The 19,225-nt window shown below is 72.2% G+C and carries 18 protein-coding genes; 4 read left to right on the top strand and 14 right to left on the bottom strand.

Going from position 1 to position 19,225, the window contains the following annotated elements; genetic code table 11:
- Positions 1-33 precede the first annotated feature (33 nt).
- The 3 genes from ACSC1Q_RS22030 to ACSC1Q_RS22020 form a co-directional block, all read right to left on the bottom strand.
- Entirely contained in the window at positions 34-678 is a 645-nt protein-coding gene (locus ACSC1Q_RS22030) for a hypothetical protein (RefSeq protein ID WP_436760591.1), read from the bottom strand.
- Between the two features lie 360 nt (positions 679-1,038).
- Positions 1,039-1,749 carry a DUF5941 domain-containing protein gene (locus ACSC1Q_RS22025; RefSeq protein WP_436760590.1) on the bottom strand — a complete coding sequence of 237 codons (711 nt, stop codon included), beginning with the start codon at positions 1,747-1,749 and terminating at the stop codon, positions 1,039-1,041.
- On the bottom strand, positions 1,746-3,320 hold the full coding sequence (locus ACSC1Q_RS22020) for a CDP-alcohol phosphatidyltransferase family protein (RefSeq protein ID WP_436760589.1): 1,575 nt from the start codon (positions 3,318-3,320) through the stop codon (positions 1,746-1,748). The genes ACSC1Q_RS22025 and ACSC1Q_RS22020 overlap by 4 nt, the downstream gene beginning before the upstream one ends.
- A gap of 171 nt (positions 3,321-3,491) precedes the next feature.
- Between ACSC1Q_RS22020 and recO the strand changes: the two genes are divergently transcribed.
- From recO to ACSC1Q_RS22005, 3 genes are read left to right on the top strand one after another with little or no spacing between them, the layout of a single operon-like run.
- The gene (gene recO, locus ACSC1Q_RS22015; RefSeq protein ID WP_436760588.1) at positions 3,492-4,286 is read left to right on the top strand and encodes a DNA repair protein RecO; all 795 of its coding nucleotides are present in this window, start codon (positions 3,492-3,494) and stop codon (positions 4,284-4,286) included.
- Positions 4,225-5,043, top strand: a complete 819-nt coding sequence (locus ACSC1Q_RS22010; protein ID WP_436760587.1) for an isoprenyl transferase — start codon at positions 4,225-4,227, stop codon at positions 5,041-5,043. The genes recO and ACSC1Q_RS22010 overlap by 62 nt, the downstream gene beginning before the upstream one ends.
- A gap of 43 nt (positions 5,044-5,086) precedes the next feature.
- Positions 5,087-5,851 (top strand): crotonase/enoyl-CoA hydratase family protein, encoded by a 765-nt coding sequence (locus tag ACSC1Q_RS22005; protein ID WP_436760586.1) that lies wholly within the window; start codon positions 5,087-5,089, stop codon positions 5,849-5,851.
- A 22-nt stretch (positions 5,852-5,873) separates the two neighbouring features.
- Here ACSC1Q_RS22005 and ACSC1Q_RS22000 read toward each other — a convergent pair whose 3' ends face one another.
- From ACSC1Q_RS22000 to ACSC1Q_RS21950, 11 genes are all read right to left on the bottom strand, one after another.
- Positions 5,874-6,368: a beta-class carbonic anhydrase gene (locus tag ACSC1Q_RS22000; protein WP_436760585.1), complete on the bottom strand. Its 495-nt coding sequence runs from the start codon at positions 6,366-6,368 to the stop codon at positions 5,874-5,876.
- Positions 6,369-6,452: 84 nt separating this feature from the next.
- Positions 6,453-7,001 (bottom strand): CGNR zinc finger domain-containing protein, encoded by a 549-nt coding sequence (locus tag ACSC1Q_RS21995; protein WP_436760584.1) that lies wholly within the window; start codon positions 6,999-7,001, stop codon positions 6,453-6,455.
- A gap of 250 nt (positions 7,002-7,251) precedes the next feature.
- Positions 7,252-7,659, bottom strand: a complete 408-nt coding sequence (locus ACSC1Q_RS21990) for a Fur family transcriptional regulator (RefSeq protein ID WP_436760583.1) — start codon at positions 7,657-7,659, stop codon at positions 7,252-7,254.
- Positions 7,656-8,489 carry a metal ABC transporter permease gene (locus tag ACSC1Q_RS21985; RefSeq protein WP_436760582.1) on the bottom strand — a complete coding sequence of 278 codons (834 nt, stop codon included), beginning with the start codon at positions 8,487-8,489 and terminating at the stop codon, positions 7,656-7,658. The genes ACSC1Q_RS21990 and ACSC1Q_RS21985 overlap by 4 nt, the downstream gene beginning before the upstream one ends.
- A complete protein-coding gene (locus tag ACSC1Q_RS21980) occupies positions 8,486-9,238 on the bottom strand; it encodes a metal ABC transporter ATP-binding protein (protein ID WP_436760853.1) in 753 nt (250 codons plus the stop codon). Before ACSC1Q_RS21980 ends, ACSC1Q_RS21985 begins: the two co-directional genes overlap by 4 nt.
- 36 nt (positions 9,239-9,274) lie before the next feature.
- Positions 9,275-10,210, bottom strand: a complete 936-nt coding sequence (locus ACSC1Q_RS21975) for a metal ABC transporter substrate-binding protein (RefSeq protein ID WP_436760581.1) — start codon at positions 10,208-10,210, stop codon at positions 9,275-9,277.
- 619 nt (positions 10,211-10,829) lie between these two features.
- Positions 10,830-11,663, bottom strand: a complete 834-nt coding sequence (gene fdhD / locus ACSC1Q_RS21970) for a formate dehydrogenase accessory sulfurtransferase FdhD (protein WP_436760580.1) — start codon at positions 11,661-11,663, stop codon at positions 10,830-10,832.
- The gene (locus tag ACSC1Q_RS21965; protein WP_436760579.1) at positions 11,656-12,645 is read right to left on the bottom strand and encodes a 2Fe-2S iron-sulfur cluster-binding protein; all 990 of its coding nucleotides are present in this window, start codon (positions 12,643-12,645) and stop codon (positions 11,656-11,658) included. Before ACSC1Q_RS21965 ends, fdhD begins: the two co-directional genes overlap by 8 nt.
- A complete protein-coding gene (locus ACSC1Q_RS21960; RefSeq protein ID WP_436760578.1) occupies positions 12,642-14,672 on the bottom strand; it encodes an NAD(P)H-dependent oxidoreductase subunit E in 2,031 nt (676 codons plus the stop codon). Before ACSC1Q_RS21960 ends, ACSC1Q_RS21965 begins: the two co-directional genes overlap by 4 nt.
- Before the next feature lie 7 nt (positions 14,673-14,679).
- Positions 14,680-16,614: a molybdopterin oxidoreductase family protein gene (locus ACSC1Q_RS21955; RefSeq protein ID WP_436760577.1), complete on the bottom strand. Its 1,935-nt coding sequence runs from the start codon at positions 16,612-16,614 to the stop codon at positions 14,680-14,682.
- A 47-nt stretch (positions 16,615-16,661) separates the two neighbouring features.
- Positions 16,662-17,651 carry a 2-dehydropantoate 2-reductase gene (locus ACSC1Q_RS21950; RefSeq protein ID WP_436760576.1) on the bottom strand — a complete coding sequence of 330 codons (990 nt, stop codon included), beginning with the start codon at positions 17,649-17,651 and terminating at the stop codon, positions 16,662-16,664.
- Positions 17,652-17,723: 72 nt separating this feature from the next.
- On the opposite strand from ACSC1Q_RS21950, the gene ACSC1Q_RS21945 reads away from it, so the two are divergent.
- Entirely contained in the window at positions 17,724-19,169 is a 1,446-nt protein-coding gene (locus ACSC1Q_RS21945; protein WP_436760575.1) for a molybdopterin molybdotransferase MoeA, read from the top strand.
- Positions 19,170-19,225: the final 56 nt, after the last annotated feature.

The following is a 19,225-nucleotide window of genomic DNA, read 5'->3' as shown; positions in this document are numbered from 1 at the left end:
GGGCGATCGCGGCGCTGCCGGAGACGCGCCCTCTCACGAGGCCTCGCCTTCCGTGGTGTCGTCCTCCGGGTCCCGCGGGCGGCCGGGCCGGGACCCGCTGCCCAGCTGGCCGCGCTGCCTCCGCCAGAGCTCGACGGTGTTCCTGACCGATTCGATCTCGGTCTTGAACACCTCCCTGGCGGGGGGAAGCACCCCGTTCCCGTCGCCGGTGACGTCGAGCACGCGGATCTGCTTCTTCCAGGCCGCGACGAGCTCCTCCTTGCGGGGGAACGTCTCCATCACCCCCCTGTCATAGGCCGAGACCCGCCCCTGCGCGCGGGCCTGCAGGATCTCCAGCTGGTGGAAGTACTCCGAACGCGCGCTGTCCCATTCACGGGGGATGCGTTCGAGCCTTTCGCCGGCCAGCCGGATCTCGTCGTTGGATTTCCGGTGGAGCCCGGCGCGCCGGAGCTGTTCGCGGACCACCGAGGCCTGCTCGATGGTGAGGAAGGCGTCCTTCGGCTCCTGGCCGTTGGACTCCGCGTGCGTGGCGGTGACCGTGTCGAGGGTCTCCTCGTGGCGGTCGACGTTGTGCTCAAGAGTCCTCTTGGCCTGCGAGAACTCTTCCGCCAGCGCCTTGAGCCGGCGATCGAGGGCGATCTTGAGCTCCGCGGCCTTCTCTCCGGCCTCGGCACGCACCGAGGTGATGAACTGGAGCTCGAAGTCGGGCCGCAGGAAAGCTTCCAGGGGAAAGACGCGGGCCTCTCTCTTTCCCCGTCGATAGGCGTCTTCGTGTTCGCGTTCGAGTGGTGAAAGAGGAGTGGTCCGGTTCTTTCCGAAAAGGCGCGAGAACAAGTTGGGCATGGTGGCTCCCGGGTTCGCCGGACTGTTCCCCACTCAGCCGGCATCGCCGACGGTCAGACAAACCGAAGCCTATATCTTTAACGTCATTAGTGTGGCTCGGGGAACCTTTGTTTGTCTCCGGGAGTGCCCGGACACGCGAATGCCGCCGGACAGATCATCTGTCCGGCGGCATTCGCCATTTGTGAGGTCTTCGGGTCAGGTCTGGTCGGCCTCGCCGGTGGCCTGCTCCTGGGCCTCCTCGGGGGAGGTCTCCAGGTCGTCGCTCGCCTGGGCGGCGTTCGCCGTCTGCTTGTCCAGGCCGACCCAGCTCGTCACGCTCTCGACCGCGAACAGCACGCCGAGGTAGAGCGTGAGCGCGGCCAGCACCCACGTCAGCACGCCCAGCGCGGCACCGGCGCCGATCAGCAGCAGCCGGAGCTCCCAGCCCAGCCCGGCCTGGAACACCCAGGGGGCCGGCCAGATGCTCTGCCGCGTCCGGTACACCGTGTCGTAGGTGTGGTAGCCGATCACGTAGATCAGCACGTACAGCAGCCACTTGGGAGCGTCGGCCGCCAGGCCGATGAGGATGATCGTGAGGAACTCGGTCGCCCGGATCAGCGGCGGCGTCAGCCAGTCGAGCTTGCCGAGGTGGTCGCGGGCCGCGGTGGGCAGCACCAGGACGACCATGACCAGCACCGGGACGAGCAGGATCGGCCCGTTCGTCAGCAACCCGGTCACGGCCATCGCGACGATCGCCAGCAGCGCGGCGAGCGAGGCGGGCACCGGCGGCAGGCCGGGGCCGACCTTGTCGCGCAGCAGCGTGACCAGCGGGCCGTCGTCGCGGTAGGCGAGCAGCCGGGCGGTCTGCACGCGCAGCCGCTCCTCGTACGGATCCGGAGCGGGGATGGTCTGCGGCTGGGTGATCATGCGATAGACCTCATCAGGCGTCCGGTGAGCGAGTAGGCGGCCCCGATGCCGCCCCAGATGATCAGGGTCAGGAAGGTGATCCTGGCGTCGAACAGGGCGCTGACGATCGCGATGGCGGCGAAACGCTCACCGATGGGGAACACGATCATCTTGCGGGCCCAGTGCACCGTACGGTAGCGGCCGGCCCTGCCCCAGATCTTCAGCAGGTTGCGGATCCCGCCGGTCCTGGCGTTCTTGCGCTCCTCCAGCGCCTGGCGCAGGCCGGTGTCGGCGCTGACCGACAGCGCCACCGAGGGCAGCGGCGACGGGGGCTTGCGCCGGTTCGCGGCGCCGTAGGAGAAGTCGAGGAGGTGCTTGATGGACTGCACGCCGAGCGCGATCAGCGCCAGCGTCCAGACGTCGCCCACGCCGGAGACCGCCGCGCCGACCGCGAGGCCCGCGAAGACCACGTACTCCTTGAACCGGTCGAACGTGGCGTCCAGCCACGCCCCCAGCACGCCGAACTTGCGGGCGTACCGCGCGACCTGGCCGTCCACGCAGTCGAACACGAACGCGAAGTAGATCAGCACGCCGCCCGCGACCATCCCGGCCCGCTCGCCGGTGGCGAAGCACAGCGCCGCCGCCACGCCCAGCGCGATCGAGATCAGCGTGACCTGGTTGGGGGTGAGCCCCCGCCTGGCCGCCCAGCGGGCGATGAACCGGGAGTAGGTGCTGACGAAGTACGTGGTGAAGAAGCCGTCGGCGCCCTTCACCGCGTTGTTCAGCCGGGCCTTGTCCTCGTTGAACGTGGCCATCTCGGCGAGCGCCTCGGTGGCCTCCTCGGGAGAGGAGACCCGGCGGAAGAACAGGTCGCGGCGGCCGCGGATGCCGACCGAGACGCCCTTGCGCACCAGGCCCAGCACCAGCAGCTGGACCAGGTCGTCGTCGGGGCCGAGCAGGTGGGCCATGTCGGCCAGCTCGCGGGCGGCCTCGGCGAGGACGGGCGCGTGCTTGTGGTGCAGGTGCAGCGGGCCGAGCAGGACCGAGTTGGGCCTGGTCACCCCGTGGTAGGCCGAGCCCACCGAGATGACCCGGGACTTGCGGGCGCGCACCCGGACGGGCAGGCCCTCCAGCCTCCGGTCGCCGATCTCCGGCAGCGCCTCGTCGATCGGGACGTCGGGGACGATGACGTCGCCGTTCTCGTCCTCCTCCCGAGGCTCCTTGGTGATCAGCGCGAGGGCTCCGCGCTTCGACTTGGTGACCTGGTAGATCAGCTCGTCGTGGATCAGCGAGTTGGCCGGCAGGAAGAGCAGGTTCTCGGTGGCGCCCTCGACCGCGTCGGCCACGGCGCGCAGGTCGCCGGCCAGGTCGGAGGTCTCGACCAGGCTGCCGGGGAAGCCCCGGTGGGCGGCGGCGTCGCCCGAGCGGACGATCGTCACCGGCTCGGGGTCGAGTGAGGCGAGCTGGCCGTGCAGCTTGCCGATCACCGTGGGGCAGCCGGGAAGCGCGGGCAGGGTCAACGCGGCGGGCGTCACCTGGCCGGGAGCGGCATCGGGGCCGGGCGATGAGCCCAGCAGGACCACGCGGGGCATGGCACCCTTTCGTGCGGAGACGGGTGTTGAGGCGGTGCAACCGGGGGCGGCATTTCGCCAGAGGCCAAAGTTTAGTGAGTTTTAGGTGAACAACACGCACCGGTGATCTATCCGTGTCGTTTGATCATGGTTCCACCTCTGCCAAGTGGACGGTCCCACTACACTGTCCGGGTGAGTCTGTACCGTGACGACGGCATCGTGCTGCGCACCCACAAGCTGGGCGAGGCCGACCGCATCGTCACCGTCCTGACCCGGCGGATGGGCAAGATCAGGGCCGTCGCCAAGGGGGTCAGGCGGACAACATCACGATTTGGGGGCAGGCTCGAACCTTTTACCCACGTCGACCTCCAGTTCCACACCGGCCGCACGCTCGACATGGTCACCCAGGCCGAGACCATCCGGTCCTACGGCGAGCCGCTCGTCTCCGACTACCCGCGCTACACGGCGGGCACCGCGATGCTGGAGACCGCCGACCGCCTGGTCATGGGGGAGAAGGAGCCCGCGCTCCGCCAGTTCCTGCTGCTCGTCGGCGGCCTGCGCACGCTCGGCTCGGGTGAGCACGAGGCCAGGCTCGTCCTGGACGCCTATTTCCTGCGCTCCCTCGCCGTCGCCGGGTACGCCCCCGCCCTGGAGGCCTGCGCCCGCTGCAAGGCCGTCTCGGTGCGGGCCTTCGCCATCGTGGCCGGGGGCGTGGTGTGCGGAAACTGCCGCCCGGCGGGCGCGGCGGTGCCCGAGGGGGAGACCCTCGCCCTGATGGTCGCGCTGCTCAAGGGCGACTGGCCCGCCGCCGACGCCTCCGTCGCCCGGCACCGGGCCGAGTGCAGCGGCCTGGTCGCGGCCTACCTCCAGTGGCACCTCGAACACGGCATACGCTCTCTTCGACACGTAGAAAGGGAGCAGCCAAGTGAACGTCCGCCCGCCCGTCCCACACCCTTCCGGCGCCACCCCGCCCCCGATCCCGCGTGACCTCGTGCCCCGGCACGTGGCGATCGTGATGGACGGCAACGGGAGGTGGGCCAAGCAGCGCGGCCTGCCCCGCACCGAGGGACACAAGGCGGGCGAGGCGTCGCTCTTCGACGTGATCGAGGGCGCGATCGAGCTCGGCGTCCCCTACCTGTCGGCCTACGCCTTCTCCACGGAGAACTGGAAGCGCTCCCCCGACGAGGTCCGCTTCCTGATGGGTTTCAACCGCGACGTCATCCGCCGCCGCAGGGACCAGCTCCACGCGATGGGCGTACGGGTCCGCTGGGCGGGACGCCCCGGACGGCTGTGGAGGAGCGTCATCCAGGAGCTGCGCGACGCCGAGGAGATGACCGAGGGCAACTCCACGCTGACCTTGCAGTTCTGCGTCAACTACGGCGGCCGCGCCGAGATCGTCGACGCCGCCCTGCGCCTGGCGCAGGACATCGCCGACGGGCGGGTCAAGCCGGGCAGGGTGAGGGAGGAGACCTTCGCCCGCTACCTGGACGAGCCGCAGATCCCCGACGTCGACCTCTTCGTACGGTCCTCCGGCGAGCAGCGGATCTCCAACTTCCTGATCTGGCAGACGGCGTACGCCGAGATGGTCTTCCTCAACCGCCTCTGGCCCGACTTCGACCGCCGTGATCTGTGGGAGGCGTGCGAGACGTACGCCAAGCGCGACAGGCGGTACGGGGGAGCGGTGCCGAACGCGGTCCCGTCCGCGCGGGACGCCTCGGGTGTCCCGGGTATCGCGGCGGAATGATGTTAGGTTCCGGGTGACGCCGATCCGCTGAGAGGTGCCCCGGATGACTGTCAGGATCGAACGCGACGGGCCCGTCACCACCGTCGTGCTCTCCAGGCCCGACGTCCGCAACGCCGTCGACGGTCCCACGGCCCAGGCGCTCGCCGACGCCTTCCGCGACTTCGACGCCGACCCCGGCGCGGCGGTGGCCGTGCTGTGGGGCGAGGGGGGCACGTTCTGCGCGGGAGCCGACCTCAAGGCCGTCGCCGAGGGCCGCGCCAACCGGGTGGACCCCGAGGGCGACGGGCCGATGGGACCCACCCGGATGCGGCTCGGCAAGCCCGTGATCGCGGCCGTCGCCGGGCACGCGGTCGCCGGGGGGCTGGAGCTCGCCCTCTGGTGCGACCTGCGGGTGGCCGAGGAGGACGCGGTGTTCGGGGTCTTCTGCCGCCGCTGGGGCGTCCCGCTGATCGACGGCGGCACCGTGCGGCTGCCTCGGCTGGTCGGGACGGGCCGGGCGATGGACATGATCCTCACCGGCCGTCCGGTGGCCGCCGAGGAGGCCCTCGGCATGGGGCTGGTCAACCGGGTGGTGCCGGCCGGCGCCTCGCGCGCCGCCGCCGAGAACCTGGCCGCCTCCATCGCGCGCTTCCCCCAAGAGTGCGTGCGGAGTGACCGCGTGTCGGTGCTGGAGCAGGAGGGGCTGCCCGAGCGGGAGGCGATGGCGGGGGAGCTGCGCCACGGCCTGGGCGTCCTGCCCGGCGCAGCGGCCGGCGCGTCCCGCTTCGCCGCGGGAGCCGGCCGCCACGGCGACTTCGGCGCCCCCTGACCCGCGGCCTCCCCGGGGGCCGTCAGGCCTTGACCTCGCGCAGGCGGCCGGTCTCCACCTCGTAGACGAAGCCGCGCACCGAGTCGGTGTGCGGGATGAAGGGGTCGTTCCTGATCCGGTGCAGGGACTGGACGACGTCCTCGTCGAGGTCGGTGAAGGCCTCGGCCGCCCAGTCGGGCTTGACCCCGACCTCGGCCTGGATCTGCCGCTTGAAGTCGTCGTCGGTGAAGGTGAGCATGCCGCAGTCGGTGTGGTGGATGAGGATGATCTCCCTGGTGCCGAGAAGGCGCTGGCTGATGGCCAGGCTGCGGCGCTCGTCCGCGGTGACCACGCCGCCCGCGTTGCGGATGACGTGCGCGTCGCCCTCCGAGAGCCCGAGCAGGCCGTACGGGTTGAGGCGGGCGTCCATGCAGGCCAGCACGGCCACCCCGCGCGCGGGCGGCAGGGGCAGGTGGCCCTTCCTGAAGGTCTCCGCGTAACGCTCGGCGTTGGCGAGCAGCTCGTCGGTGACGCTCATGGGTTCTCCTCGGGGGTAGGCGACGTCACGTCACAACCTACCCGCATTACCTACTCAGTCAATAGGTATTAGCGGAGAGTGACGTCAGGCCCGGCGCCGGGCGCGGTAGGCGGCGACGTGCATCCGGTTCCCGCAGGTGCGGCTGTCGCAGTAGACCCGCGAGCGGTTGCGTGACTCGTCCACGAAGACGTGGTCGCAGTCGGGCGCCGAACAGGTGCGCAGGCGCTCCCACTCGCCCTCGACGAGCAGGTGGGCGAGGGCGACCCCGATGTCGGCCGCGAGGTGCTCGTGGAGCGAGGCGTCCGGCGCGAAGTAGTGGACGTGCAGGGGGTGGCCGTCGTGCTCCGCCAGGCGCGGGGTGATGCGGGTCCCGCTCAGCAGGGTGTTCAGCCGGATGACCGCGGTGGGCTGGTCGGGGGCGGTGAAGACCTTGTGGAAGGCCTCGCGCAGCGCGCGCACCTGGGTCAGGTCGGCGGCGCCCAGCTCCCCGATCCCGCTGACCTCCCAGCGTGCCACGAAGTCGCCGAGTTTCCGCAGGTCGGTCAGGGTGTCCTCGCCCCCGGTGGAGGGGGAGGTGTTGACCAGGTCCACCGCGGTGGCGAGTGAGTGCACCATGTCATGTCCGAATGGCATGTTGACTCCTGTAGAAGCGGTTGCAACGTGGAGGCGCGTACGGCGGCTCGCCGTGTCGGAAGCGTATCTCTCCCGTGGACCTCCGGCGCCCTCTCACGGGCGCCCGTCACAGTGGTGTGCCCCGGCCGACAAGGCTTTCCGTGGAGCATGTCCTGGTGAGCCGTGATGTGTGCGTCACGTCCCGAAATCGGGCTTCTCGTACGTGTTCCGTCGCCTCACGTCACCCTGTGTCGTGCCAGCGGGCGTCCGTTCAGGCGCGGCTCGGGGCGCGGAGCGGCTTGGCGGCGGTGACGCAGGAGGCGCAGGTCCCGAAGATCTCCAGCGTGTGGGTGATCTCGGTGAAGCCGTGCTCGGAACCGATGGTCTCGGCCCAGCGTTCAACCGCGGGCCCGGCCACCTCCACCGTACGGCCGCACCTGCGGCAGACCAGGTGGTGGTGGTGGTCGCCGCTGGCGCACGCCCGGTAGACCGACTCGCCGTCGTCGGTCCGCAGCACGTCGACGTGGCCGGTGTCGGCGAGCGCCTGGAGCGCCCGGTAGACGGTGGTCAGTCCGATCTTGGCGCCTTCCGCGCGCATCTCCGCGTAGACGTCCTGCGCGCTGCGGAAACCCTCGCTCTGACGGAGGATCGCGTGGACGGCGTCACGCCTGTTGCTCATGGGCTGGACTCCTGAGGTCGGCTTCGACGTACGAATCTACCGAGCCCGAGGGCGAGGGCGAACCCCGCGAGAGCGACGATGACGATGATCGCGCCCGGTGGAACCTCGATGTAGAAGGAGGAGGTCAGGCCACCGACCGTAGAGATCATCCCAAACAGCATGGAAAGGAACATCGTGCTCACGAACCCCCGGGTGAGCTGCTGGCTGGTCGCCACCGGCACCACCATCAGCGCGCTCACCAGAAGCAATCCTACGACGCGCATGGCGATCACCACGGTCAGCGCGGCGGTCACGGCGATCAGCAGGCTGAGGAAGCGGACCGGCAGGCCGCTGGCCTTGGCGACCTCCTCGTCCTGGCACAGCACGTAGAGTTCCCGCCCGAAGACGGTCACCACGCCGAGCACCGCCACCGCCAGCAGGCCGATCACCCACACGTCCTCGACGGCGACGCTGCTGATCGAGCCGAACAGGTAGGACATCAGCGTGGCGTTGCTCCCCCCGGGAGCCAGCGAGATGAGCAGCACGCCTCCGGCGATGCCGCCGTAGAACAGCAGGGCGAGCGCCACGTCCCCGCTGGTCCTGCCGCGCTCGCGGACCAGCTCGATGGCGACGGCGCCCAGCACCGAGACCAGCACGGCCGTCAGCACGGGGGCCGTCCCGGTCAGGAAGCCCAGGGCCACGCCGGTCAGCGCGACGTGCCCGATGCCGTCGCCCAGCAGGGCGAGGCGGCGCTGGACCATGAACGTGCCGATGGCGGGGGCGGCCAGGCCGACCAGGAGGGCGGCGATCAGCGCCCGCTGCATGAAGTCGAACCGCAGAAGCTCGATCACGAGGCGGGCCTCCAGTCGAGCGGGCTCACGGGCTCCTCCTCGGCGTGCGGGTGCACGTGGTCGTGGCCGGGCAGCGCGTGCGTGCCGACCGCCTGGGGTGGCGGGCCGTCGTGGCACACGTATCCGTCCCGCAGGACCACCGCCCGGGTGATCAGGGGCTCCAGCGGGCCGAGCTCGTGCGCGACCAGCAGGACCGTCTTGCCCCGCTCGACGAGCGTGGACAGGGTCTCCGCGAGGAGCAGCTGGCTCTCTGAGTCGACGCCCGCCGTGGGCTCGTCCATGACGAAGGTGTCGGGCTCCCCGGCGAGGGCGCGGGCGATCAGCACCCGCTGCTGCTGCCCGCCGGACAGCGCCTGCACCGGGTCGGAGGCGCGGTGGGCCAGGCCGACGGCCGCCAGGGCCCTGTCCGTCGCCTCGCGGTCGGCCGCGCCGGTCGGGCGCAGACGGCGCTGCCTCGCGATCCTGCCGGAGGCGACGACCTCGCGGATCGTGGTCGGCACGCCCCCGCCCACCGAGAGACGCTGGGGTACGTAGCCGATCCGCCACCACTCGCGGAACCGGGCGGGAGGCCTGTCGTACAGGAGGGTCTCGCCGCCGGACAGGGGGACGAGGCCGAGCAGGGCGCGGATGAGGGTGGACTTCCCCGATCCGTTCGCGCCGAGCACCGCCACCGCCTCACCGGGTTCGACGGACAGGTCGATCCCGCGAAGCACCGGACGGCGGTCCAGGTTGACCTGGCCGCCGTTCATGGTGAAAACCGTTTTGCTGGACGTCACGTGTGACCTTTACGAGCAGCTGAGCGCTGCCTGGAGTGTGGAGAGGTTCTGGCGCATGGCGGACAGGTAGTCGCCGTTCGGCGGCTGGCTCTCCACCGGGTCGAGGACCGCGGTCTTCGCACCGACCTCCTGGGCGAGAATCTCGGCGACCTTCGGGCTGACGAGGGTTTCGGTGAAAATCGTAGTTACTTTCTCCTGTTTGGCCACTTTTGCCACTTCGGCGAGGCGGGCGGGAGAGGGCTCGGCGTCAGGATCGAGGCCGCTGATGCCGATCTGGTGCAGCTTGTAGCGGTCGGCGAGATAGCCGAACGCGGCGTGGCTGGTGACGATCGCGTCCGAGGAACAGGTGGTCAGGCCCTTGGCCAGCTCCTGGTCCAGGGTGGTGAGGTCGGCGGCGGTGGCGGCGGCGCGGTCCCTGTACCCCTGGGCGTGCGCGGGGTCGGCGGTGGCCAGCCTCTCGCCGAGCTTGGTGGCGACCGTCGCGAAGCGGGCCGGGTCGAGCCAGAGGTGGGGGTCGTAACCGATCTCCTCGTGGTCGTGTCCCTCCTCGCCGTGGTGTTCCTCCTCCGCGACCGCGGGAAGCGGGGTGACCGAGGTGGCCACGTCGAAGCCCCGGTCGGCGGCGTGCTGCTCGACGGCCTCGTCCACCGCGGGCTGGACCCCCTTGATGTAGACGACGAGCCCCGTCTTCTCCAGCCCGGCCACCTGGAGCGGGGACAGCTCCAGGTCGTGCGGCTCGACGCCGGGCTTGGTCAGGCCGGTGACGGTCGCGTCGGGGCCGCCCACCCGCTCGGCGAGCCACTGCAGGGGATACATGGCCGCGGTGACGGCGGGCCTGCCGTCCGCGGAAACGCCCGACGCCCCCCCGGACGAGCCGCCGGTGGCCGAGCCGGTCTCGGTGCCGCAGGCGGTGACGGCGGCGAGAAGAACGGCGGACGCGGCCAAGCTGGCATTACGTATGCGGATACGTCGGGAGGACTCGGACATCATGCTAACCAGTATGCGCGTAAATGAAAACGGTTGTCAAAATCGGGTCTCGCGCGAAGCCCGCCGAGGACGCCGTTCCGCACGCGAGGGAGCACCGTACGGCACCCGGGGCAGTCGTGTCCGGCCCGGGAGGGAGAGCCGTCCGGCCTGGGAAGGAAGGCCGCTCGGCCCGGGAGGGAGGCCGCCCGGTGCGAGGAGGAAGGGCGTCCGGTGCGGCGGGGAGGGACCGTGACGCGGGCGAAGACCGCTGACGCGCTGTACCGGGCCTGCCGGGCCGGGGCGCGACCGGGCGGGGGAGCGGGGAACCGGGAGAACCGGGGGAGCAGGGGAACGCCGCCCGGCGCGAGGGGCCTCCGGGGCGCGGGCGTCAGAGAGCCCGGCCGGCGAAGGGGGCGAAGTTATCGCGGGCCGGGCTCTCGTCGCCGGGCCGGGGAGCCGCCGCTCTCCGGCCTCGGCGGTCGGTGGGGGGACGCGGAGGCTCCGGCCCGGCGTGGAGGATTCGGGCCGCACCTCCCGCTACCGGTGGGCCGGGGTGCCCGAGGGTGTGGGCGCCCCGGCCCCGCTGGTGACCGGGGATTCAGCCGGGGACCAGGCCGACGCGTCCTTCCCCGGTGTAGACGTTCATCGAGCTGCCCCTGACGAACCCGATGAGTGTCAGCCCCGTCTCGGCGGCCAGCTCCACGGCGAGCGAGGAGGGGGCCGAGACGGCGGCGAGGATCGGGATGCCTGCCATCACCGCCTTCTGGACGAGCTCGAAGGAGGCGCGTCCCGACACCATGAGCACGGTCGAGGCGAGCGGCAGGCGCCCGTCGCGCAGCGCCCAGCCGACCAGCTTGTCCACCGCGTTGTGCCGGCCCACGTCCTCGCGTACGCAGAGCGCGTCGCCGCCGAGCGTGAACAGGCCCGCGGCGTGCAGCCCGCCGGTCCGGTCGAACACCCGCTGGGCCGCGCGGAGCCGGTCGGGCAGCGCCGCGATCACCTCGGCCGTCACCGGCGCTGGGTCACCGTCCACCCGCCACCTGGCGACCGTGCGGACCGCGTCGAGCGAGGCCTTGCCGCACACCCCGCACGAGGAGGTGGTGTAGAAGTTGCGCTCCAGGGAGGTCGCCGGCGGGGAGGTGCCCGCGGCGAGCCTGACGTCGAGCACGTTGTAGGTGTTGGCGCCGTCGGCGGTGGCGCCCGCGCAGTAGCGGATCGCGGTGACCTGCTCGGCGGAGGTGACCACTCCCTCGCTCACCAGGAAGCCCGCCGCCAGGTCGAAGTCGTCGCCCGGCGTGCGCATGGTGATCGTGAGCGGCCGCCCGTCGAGCCGGATCTCCAGCGGCTCCTCGGCCGCCAGCACGTCGACCCGGTGGGCGGCCGCGGCCTCCCGCAACCGCAGGACCCGGCGCTTGACGGTGACCCTACCCATCGGCGGAGGCCGTCCGCGCGCCGGAGACGGGCCCGGAGGCGGGTCGGGAGGCGGGCCCGGAGACGGGGCCGGGTTCGGAGGTGGGCCGGGGAGCGGGGCCGGATAGGGGGATCGTGTTCTCGGAGGTGGCCACGTTCTGGACGTGCTGGAAGCCGAAACGGCCCTTGATGCACAGGTTGCCGTGGGTGACGGGGTTGTCGTGCGGCGAGCTCACCTTGACGATCCGGTTGTCCTGCACGTGCAGGGTCAGGTTGCAGCCGACCCCGCAGTAACTGCAGATCGTCGTCGTCTCGGTCTGGCGGGACTCGTCCCAGCTGCCCGCGGCGCGCATGTCGAACTCGCTCTTGAACGACAGTGCCCCGGTGGGGCAGACCTCCACGCAGTTGCCGCAGTAAACACAGGCGGAGTCGGTGAGCGGGGCGTCGTGCTCGGTCGAGATCATCGCGTCGAAGCCCCGCCCGGCGACCGAGATGGCGAAGCTGTTCTGCCACTGGTCGCCACAGGCGTCGACACACTTGTAGCAGAGGATGCACTTCGAGTAGTCGCGCACGTAGAGGTCGTTGTCGACCTTCGCGGGCTGCGCGACCGTGGCGGCCTCCTCGCCGAAGCGGTCGGGCCGGGCGCCGTACTCCTCGATCCACTCGGCCGCGCGCGGCGTGGTGGACAGGTCGGCCGTCGAGGCGAGCAGCTCCAGGACGATCTTGCGGCTGTGCCGGGCGCGCTCGGTCGCGGTGCCGACGACCATGCCGGGCTCGGCCCTGCGCGAGCAGGCGGGGGCGAGCGTACGGGCGCCCTCGACCTCGACCACGCAGACCCGGCAGGCGTTCTTCGGGGTGAGGGTGTCGCCGTAGCAGAGGGTCGGGATGTCCTTGCCCGCCGCCGAGCAGGCGTCCAGCACGGTCGAGCCCTCCGGCACCCGGACCGGGTCGCCGTCGACGGTCATCTCGATCAGCCGCCGGGGCGGCTGCAGGGGAACACTCATGATGCCTCCGAGGGGGAGAAGACGCCCAGCCGGTCGATGGCCGACTCGACGGCGTTCCAGGCGGTCTGGCCGAGCCCGCAGATCGAGGCGTCGCGCATGGCCCGGCCGACCTCCCGCAGCAGCGCGATGTCTCCGGCGGTGGGCCTGCGGCTCAGCCGGTGCAGGGCCTCCTCCTGCCGCACGGTGCCCACCCGGCAGGGCACGCACTGCCCGCACGACTCGTCGCGGAAGAACTCCGCGATGCGCAGGAGGATGTGGGCCAGGTCGACGCTGTCGTCGAGCACCAGGACCACGCCCGAGCCCAGGGTCGTGCCGGCCGCCCGGGTGCCCTCGAAGGTGAGCGGGACGTCGAGCTCGTCCGGGCGGACGAACCCGCCGGCCGCGCCGCCCAGCAGCACCGCCCGGAGCCTCCCGGTCGCGCCCCCGGACAGGTCGAGCAGCTCGCGCAGGGTGGCGCCGAACGGCAGCTCGTAGACGCCCGGCCTGGCGACCGTGCCCGAGACGCAGAACAGCTTGGTGCCCGTCGAGCCCTCCGTGCCGATCGCCGCGTAGGCGGCGGCCCCGCCGCTCAGGATGGGAAGCACGTTGACCAGGGTCTCGACGTTGTTGACCACGGTGGGCTTGCCGAACAGGCCCTTCTCCACGGGGAAGGGCGGCTTGCTGCGCGGCTCGCCGCGGAAGCCCTCGATCGAGTTGAAGATCGCGGTCTCCTCGCCGCAGATGTAGGCGCCCGCGCCGCGCCTGATCTCGATGTCGAAGGCGAAGCCCTGCCCCATGACGTCGGCCCCGAGCAGGCCGCGCGCGCGGGCGACGTCGATGGCGTGGGCCATCCGGCCGATCGCCCGGGGGTACTCCCCGCGGATGTAGAGGTATCCCTTGGGGCAGCCGGTGGCGTACGCGGCGATGGTCATCGCCTCCACCAGGGCGTACGGGTCGCCCTCCATGACCACGCGGTCCTTGAAGGTGCCCGGCTCGCTCTCGTCCGCGTTGCAGACCAGGTAGTGGGGGTGGTCGAGCTGGCGGGCCGTGGCCTCCCACTTGCGCCCGGTGGGGAACGCCGCCCCGCCCCGCCCGACGAGGCCGGATTCGAGCACCTCGCGGATGACGCCGGCGGGACCGATCCTGACGGCCTCGCGCAGCGCGGCGTAGCCGCCCTCGGCCCGGTAGTCGTCCAGGCTCGCCGGGTCGACGACGCCCACCCGGCGCAGCAGCACGAGGGAGGGGTCGCCCGCCTGCGGGACGGCGTGCTCGGCGGGAGGCTCCGCGCGCTCGGCCAGGGCGGGGCCGCCGGTGGCGTCCATGCCGCTGAGGCCGCCGAGCCTGCTGAGATCCCTCGCGCGGCCCGCCTCACCGCCGCCCGTGCCAACGGTGCCCTCCGCGGGACGAGCGTCGCCCGCATCGCGTGTGCCGGCCGCGCCGCCGGCGGTGCTCGCATCGCTCGTGCCGTTTGTGGCATCGGCGGCGCGGGCCCGGCCGGCCCCGTTGGCTCCGCCGGTGGGAGCCGGTGCCGGTTCGGCCGGGCCGTACACGGTCGCGCCGGGGAACTCGCCGGCCTGCAGGGCGAGTGCGGCGGGGGCCCGCTCGCACAGGCCGAGGCAGGGGCTCGGCTGCCAGGACATGCCGGGCGGGCCGAGCCGCTCCTCGGTGCTCCGCCGCACCGCGTCTGCGCCGCGCGCCTGGCAGGCCAGGTCGGTGCAGACGTGCAGCACCCGCGCCGGTCGTGGTTTCGTCGAGAACAGCGAGTAGAAGGTCGCCACCCCGTACGCCTCGGCGGGCGGCACGGTCAGGCGGCGGCAGACGTAGTCGAGGGCTCCCTCGCTGATCCACCCGATCCTGTCGTTGACCGCGTGCAGCGCGGGGAGCAGGAGGTCGCGCCGATCGCGGGCCCCGTGCCCGCCGACGGCGACGCGCAGGTCACCTTCGGAGCGGGCGCCGCCCTCCCAGCCCGACGGAGGGGCGCCGAGGAACGCGTCGACGGCGGCGCGCTCCTCGGCCGAGGGCTCGGCGTCGCTGAACCGGAGATCCACGCCCCCGTCACCCGGCCTTCGCGGGCACGAGCTTGTCGACGCGCACGGCGGCGGCCTTGAACTCCGCGGTGCCCGCGATCGGGCAGGTGGCCTCGATGGTGAGGGCGTTGGTGTCGACCTCGTCGGGGAAGTGCATCGTCATGAAGACCAGGCCGGGACGCAGCGCCGGGTCGACGTGGACGGGGGCGACGACCGAGCCGCGCCGGGAGCTGATCCTGACCTCCTCGCCGGGACTCACCCCCAGCCGCGCGGCGTCCTCGGGGGAGAGCTCGATGTTCTCGCCCCTGCGCAGCGGGGAGGCGAACCCGGACGACTGCACGCCGGTGTTGTAGGAGTCGAGACGGCGGCCGGTGGTGAGCCGCAGGGGATACTCGTCGTTGAGCAGGTCGACCGGCGGGGAGTGCCTGAGCACCGCGAACGGCGCCGCCCTGCCCCGCCGGGCCGGGTCGCTCTCCCAGAGCCGCCCGTGCAGGAAGGGCGGTTCGAGGGAGTCCTCGGACGGGCAGGGCCACTGGATGCCCTGGAGCCTGTCGAGCCTGTCGTAGGTCATGCCGGTGTGGGCGGGGGAGAGCGCGCGGAGCTCGTCCCAGACCTCCTCGGCGCCGGTGTAGTGCCAGTCGTGGCCGAGGAGGCGGGCCAGCTCGCAGAGGATCCAGATGTCGTCGCGGGCCTCGCCCGGCGCCTGGAGCGCCTTGCGGACCCGCTGCACCCGCCGCTCGCTGTTGGTGAAGGTGCCCTCGCTCTCGCACCAGGCCGCGCCCGCCGGCAGCACCACGTCGGCCATTTGGGCGGTCTTGGTGAGGAATATGTCCTGCACGACCAGGTGGTCGAGCATGCCGAGCCGCTTGACGCAGCTCAGCGAGTCGGCCTCGGACTGCACCGGGTTCTCGCCGATGAGGTAGCAGGTGGTGACCTCGCCCTCGGCCATCCCCTCCAGCATCTCGGTGAGGTTGCGGCCGTAACGAGGCTGGATGGGGGTGTCCCAGGCCCGCTCGAACTTGACGCGGATCTCCGGGTCGAGGATGTCCTGGAAGCCGGGCAGCCGGTTGGGGATGGCCCCCATGTCGCCGCCGCCCTGCACGTTGTTCTGGCCGCGCAGCGGGGACAGGCCCGAACCGTAGCGCCCGACGTGGCCGGTGAGCAGCGCCAGGTTGATGAGGGCGCGCACGTTGTCGGTGGCGTTGTGGTGCTCGGTGATGCCGAGCGTCCAGCACAGCTGGGCGCGGTCGGCCCTGGCGTAGGCGTGCGCGAGCTCCCGGACGGCGTCCGCGGGCACGCCGGTGACCTGCTCGGCCACCGGGAGCGTCCACGGCTCGACCGAGGCGGCGAACTCCGCGAATCCCTCGGTGGCGCGCTCGATGAACGAGGTGTTGTGCAGCCCGGAGTGGATGATCTCCCGGGCCACCGCGTGCGCGAGCGGGATGTCGGTGCCCACGTTGAGGCCCATCCACAGGTCGGCCCACTCGGCGGTGCCCGTGCGGCGGGGGTCGACCGCGAACATGCGGGCGCCCTTTCTTATCCCCTTGAGCACGTGGTGGAAGAAGATCGGGTGCGCGTTGCGCGCCGCCGAGCCCCACATCACGATCACGTCGGCGTCCTCCACCTCCTGGTAGGAGGAGGTGCCGCCGCCGCTGCCGAAGGCCGCGGACAGGCCCGCCACGCTCGGGGCGTGGCAGGTGCGGTTGCAGGAGTCGACGTTGTTGGTGCCGATCACGAGCCGGGTGAACTTCTGACCCACGTAGTTCATCTCGTTGGTGGAACGGGCGCACGACAGCATCGCGAAGGAGTCGGGCCCGTGCCGCTCGACGTTGCGGCGGAAGCCCTCCGCGGCCCGCCGCAGCGCCTCTTCCCAGGTGGCGCGGCGCAGCACGCCGTTCTCACGGACAAGGGGATGGGTGAGCCGGTCGTAGTGCTCGGCGCGGTCCCCGCGGTCCCTTTTCATTGCCGCATCCTTTCGACAGTCCTGTATACAGTCTACGGTATGTCGCATCAACCGACGGCGGCAAGATTTTCCCGGACGCGCTCGTCCAGCAGGTCCGCGACCGCGTGGATCGCCCGCAGCGTGGGCACCTCGGCCCCGGTCAGGTCGGCCAGCTCCACGACGGCGGCGAGGAGCACGTCGAGCTCCAGGGGCTTGCCCTTCTCCAGGTCCTGGAGCGTGGAGGTCTTGTGCTCCCCCGCCCGCTCGGCGCCCGCGATCCGGCGCTCGATCGAGATGTCGGGCTCGCATCCCACCCGGCGGGCCACGTCGACGGTCTCGCGCATCATGGTGACGACGAGGTCGCGCGTCCCGCGGTGGCGGCAGATGCCCGCCATGGTCGCCCGGGTGAGCGCGCTGATCGGGTTGAAGGCGATGTTGCCCATGAGCTTGATCCAGATGTCGCGCCGCAGATCCGTCTCGACAGGACACTTCAGGCCGCCCTCGATCATGGCGGTGCTGAAGTCGACGCAGCGCGAGGAGAGGGAGCCGTCGGGCTCCCCGATGGAGAAGCGGGTGCCCTCCAGGTGGCGGATCACGCCGGGCGCCTCGATCTCCGTCGCCGCGTAGACGACGCATCCGATGGCGCGCTCCAGCGGCAGGGCGGAGGTGACCGCCCCGCCGGGGTCGACGCTCTCGATCACGTGGCCCTGGTAGGGGCCGGGCATCCCGTGGAAATACCACCACGGGATGCCGTTCTGGGCCGCGATGAGGCCGGTGGTCTCGTGGAGCAGCGGCTGGATCATGGGCCCGGCCGCCGCGTAGGAGTTGGCCTTGAGGCCGAGGAAGACGTGGTCCACCGGGCCGATCTCGCGAGGGTCGTCGGTGGTGTGGGGGTGGGCGGTGAAGTCTCCGCGCGGGCTGAGCACGCGCACTCCCGATTCGCGCATCGCCGCGAGGTGCTCTCCGCGGGCGATCAGATGCACCTCGGCGCCTGCCCTGCACAGGGCGGCGCCGACGTAGGCGCCGATGGCGCCGGCGCCAAGAACAGCGACTTTCACAAGAGGCTCCGTCCTCGCGTCCATAGTGCATTCGGTATACAGTATGGAAAAAATCCGGTCAAGGAGCCGCCGATGGCCGTCCCCAGATCCACCGTTCACGAAGCCGTCCACGAAGCCGTCCACGAAGCCGTGCACGAAGCCCCGTCCCGAGATCCGGGCACCGCGCCCTCGCCGGGGTCGCCGGCCGAGGGGGCGTCGCACCACGGCGCCCACGCGGGGGCGCTCCCGTGGGAGTCGGCCCGCCGGGTCGCGGCGTCCGCCGCGCTGCCGCTCCCCCCGGTCGACCTCCCCCTCCACCTGGCGTACGGCTGCCGCCTGGCCGCGCCGCTGCACGCCCTCGTCCCGGTGCCCGGCGCCGACGTGGCCGCGATGGACGGCTACGCGGTCGCGGGCGATCCGCCCTGGCGGGTCACGGGCCTCGTGCTCGCCGGGGGCGCGCCCTTCGGGGCCGCGCTCGCGCCCGGCACGGCGGTGGAGATCGCCACCGGCGCCCCGGTGCCCGAGGGCGCCGAGGCGGTGCTGCCCTACGAGCTGGCCGTACGGACCGGCGGGGCGCCACCCGGGGGCGAGGGGGCCGGGCGATCCGTGCCGCCGGGCGGTTTCGCGCCGCCACTCGGCCGGTTCGCGCCACCGGGAGCGCCACCGGGAGGGCCGCCGGGTGGGCCACCGGGCGGCGGCTGGGTGTCGGCCGTCCCGGGGGCGGTCGAGCCCGGCAGACACATCCGGCGGCGCGGCGAGGACTGCCCGCTGGGGACCGTGGTGCTCACGGCCGGTTCGGCCGTCACGCCCGCGGTGCTCGGCCTCGCGGCCGGGCTCGGGCACGACGTGCTCCGCGTACGGCCCAGACCGCTGGTGTCCGTGCTGGTCACGGGCGACGAGGTGGTGACGCGCGGGCTGCCGGGCCCGGGGCGGGTGCGCGACGCGATCGGTCCCATGCTGCCCGGGCTCGTCGAGTGGGCGGGCGGCCTGGCCGAGGCGCCGCGGTGGCTGCCCGACGGGGCGCGGGCGCTGGCCGCCGCGCTCGCGGGGGCCCCGGACGGCCCGCCGGGCCAGGTGGTCGTGGTCTGCGGCGCCTCCTCGAAGGGGCCCGCCGACCACCTGAGGGCGGTGCTCTCCGGGCTCGGGGCGGAGATCCTCGTCGACGGCGTCGCGGTGCGTCCCGGCCACCCGCAACTCCTCGCCAGGCTTCCGGACGGGCGCCTGGTGGCGGGGCTGCCGGGCAATCCCTACGCCGCCCTGGTCGCCGCGCTGACCTTGCTCGCCCCGGCGATCCGGGCGCTCGCGGGCGGTCCCGAGGCCCCGCGCGAGCGGTCCGCGCTCACCGGTCCCGTACGGCCCCACCACGCCGACACCCGCATGGTCGCGGTGCGGCGCGGCGGCCGTGGCGCGGTGCCCGTCGGGCACGACCGGCCGGGATCGCTGTGGGGGGCCGCGCTCGCCGAGGCGCTCGCGGTCGTCCCGCCCGGGTGGAGGGGCGAGCCGGTCGAGCTCGTCCCACTGCCCGCACAAAGGGTCTAGACATCCCCGGACCCCGGGGGTAACCATTGCCCTCATACGGTATGCAGTATGGAGAA

It is taken from the genome of Streptosporangium heterodermiicola, assembly GCF_051390675.1.
Lineage (GTDB): Bacteria > Actinomycetota > Actinomycetes > Streptosporangiales > Streptosporangiaceae > Streptosporangium.
Note: the sequence above shows the minus strand (reverse complement) of the source record. Positions and strands in the feature narration are given on the sequence as shown.

Coding starts and splice junctions, on each gene's coding strand:
- fdhD (WP_436760580.1), bottom strand. CDS start 11,663: ATGGGTAGGGTCACCGTCAAGCGCCGGGTCCTGCGGTTGCGGGAGGCC.
- ACSC1Q_RS21945 (WP_436760575.1), top strand. CDS start 17,724: ATGGCCGTCCCCAGATCCACCGTTCACGAAGCCGTCCACGAAGCCGTC.
- ACSC1Q_RS21990 (WP_436760583.1), bottom strand. CDS start 7,659: ATGAGCAACAGGCGTGACGCCGTCCACGCGATCCTCCGTCAGAGCGAG.
- ACSC1Q_RS22000 (WP_436760585.1), bottom strand. CDS start 6,368: ATGAGCGTCACCGACGAGCTGCTCGCCAACGCCGAGCGTTACGCGGAG.
- ACSC1Q_RS21955 (WP_436760577.1), bottom strand. CDS start 16,614: ATGAAAAGGGACCGCGGGGACCGCGCCGAGCACTACGACCGGCTCACC.
- ACSC1Q_RS22020 (WP_436760589.1), bottom strand. CDS start 3,320: ATGCCCCGCGTGGTCCTGCTGGGCTCATCGCCCGGCCCCGATGCCGCT.
- ACSC1Q_RS22005 (WP_436760586.1), top strand. CDS start 5,087: ATGACTGTCAGGATCGAACGCGACGGGCCCGTCACCACCGTCGTGCTC.
- ACSC1Q_RS21965 (WP_436760579.1), bottom strand. CDS start 12,645: ATGAGTGTTCCCCTGCAGCCGCCCCGGCGGCTGATCGAGATGACCGTC.
- ACSC1Q_RS21980 (WP_436760853.1), bottom strand. CDS start 9,238: ATGAACGGCGGCCAGGTCAACCTGGACCGCCGTCCGGTGCTTCGCGGG.
- ACSC1Q_RS21995 (WP_436760584.1), bottom strand. CDS start 7,001: ATGCCATTCGGACATGACATGGTGCACTCACTCGCCACCGCGGTGGAC.
- ACSC1Q_RS22025 (WP_436760590.1), bottom strand. CDS start 1,749: ATGATCACCCAGCCGCAGACCATCCCCGCTCCGGATCCGTACGAGGAG.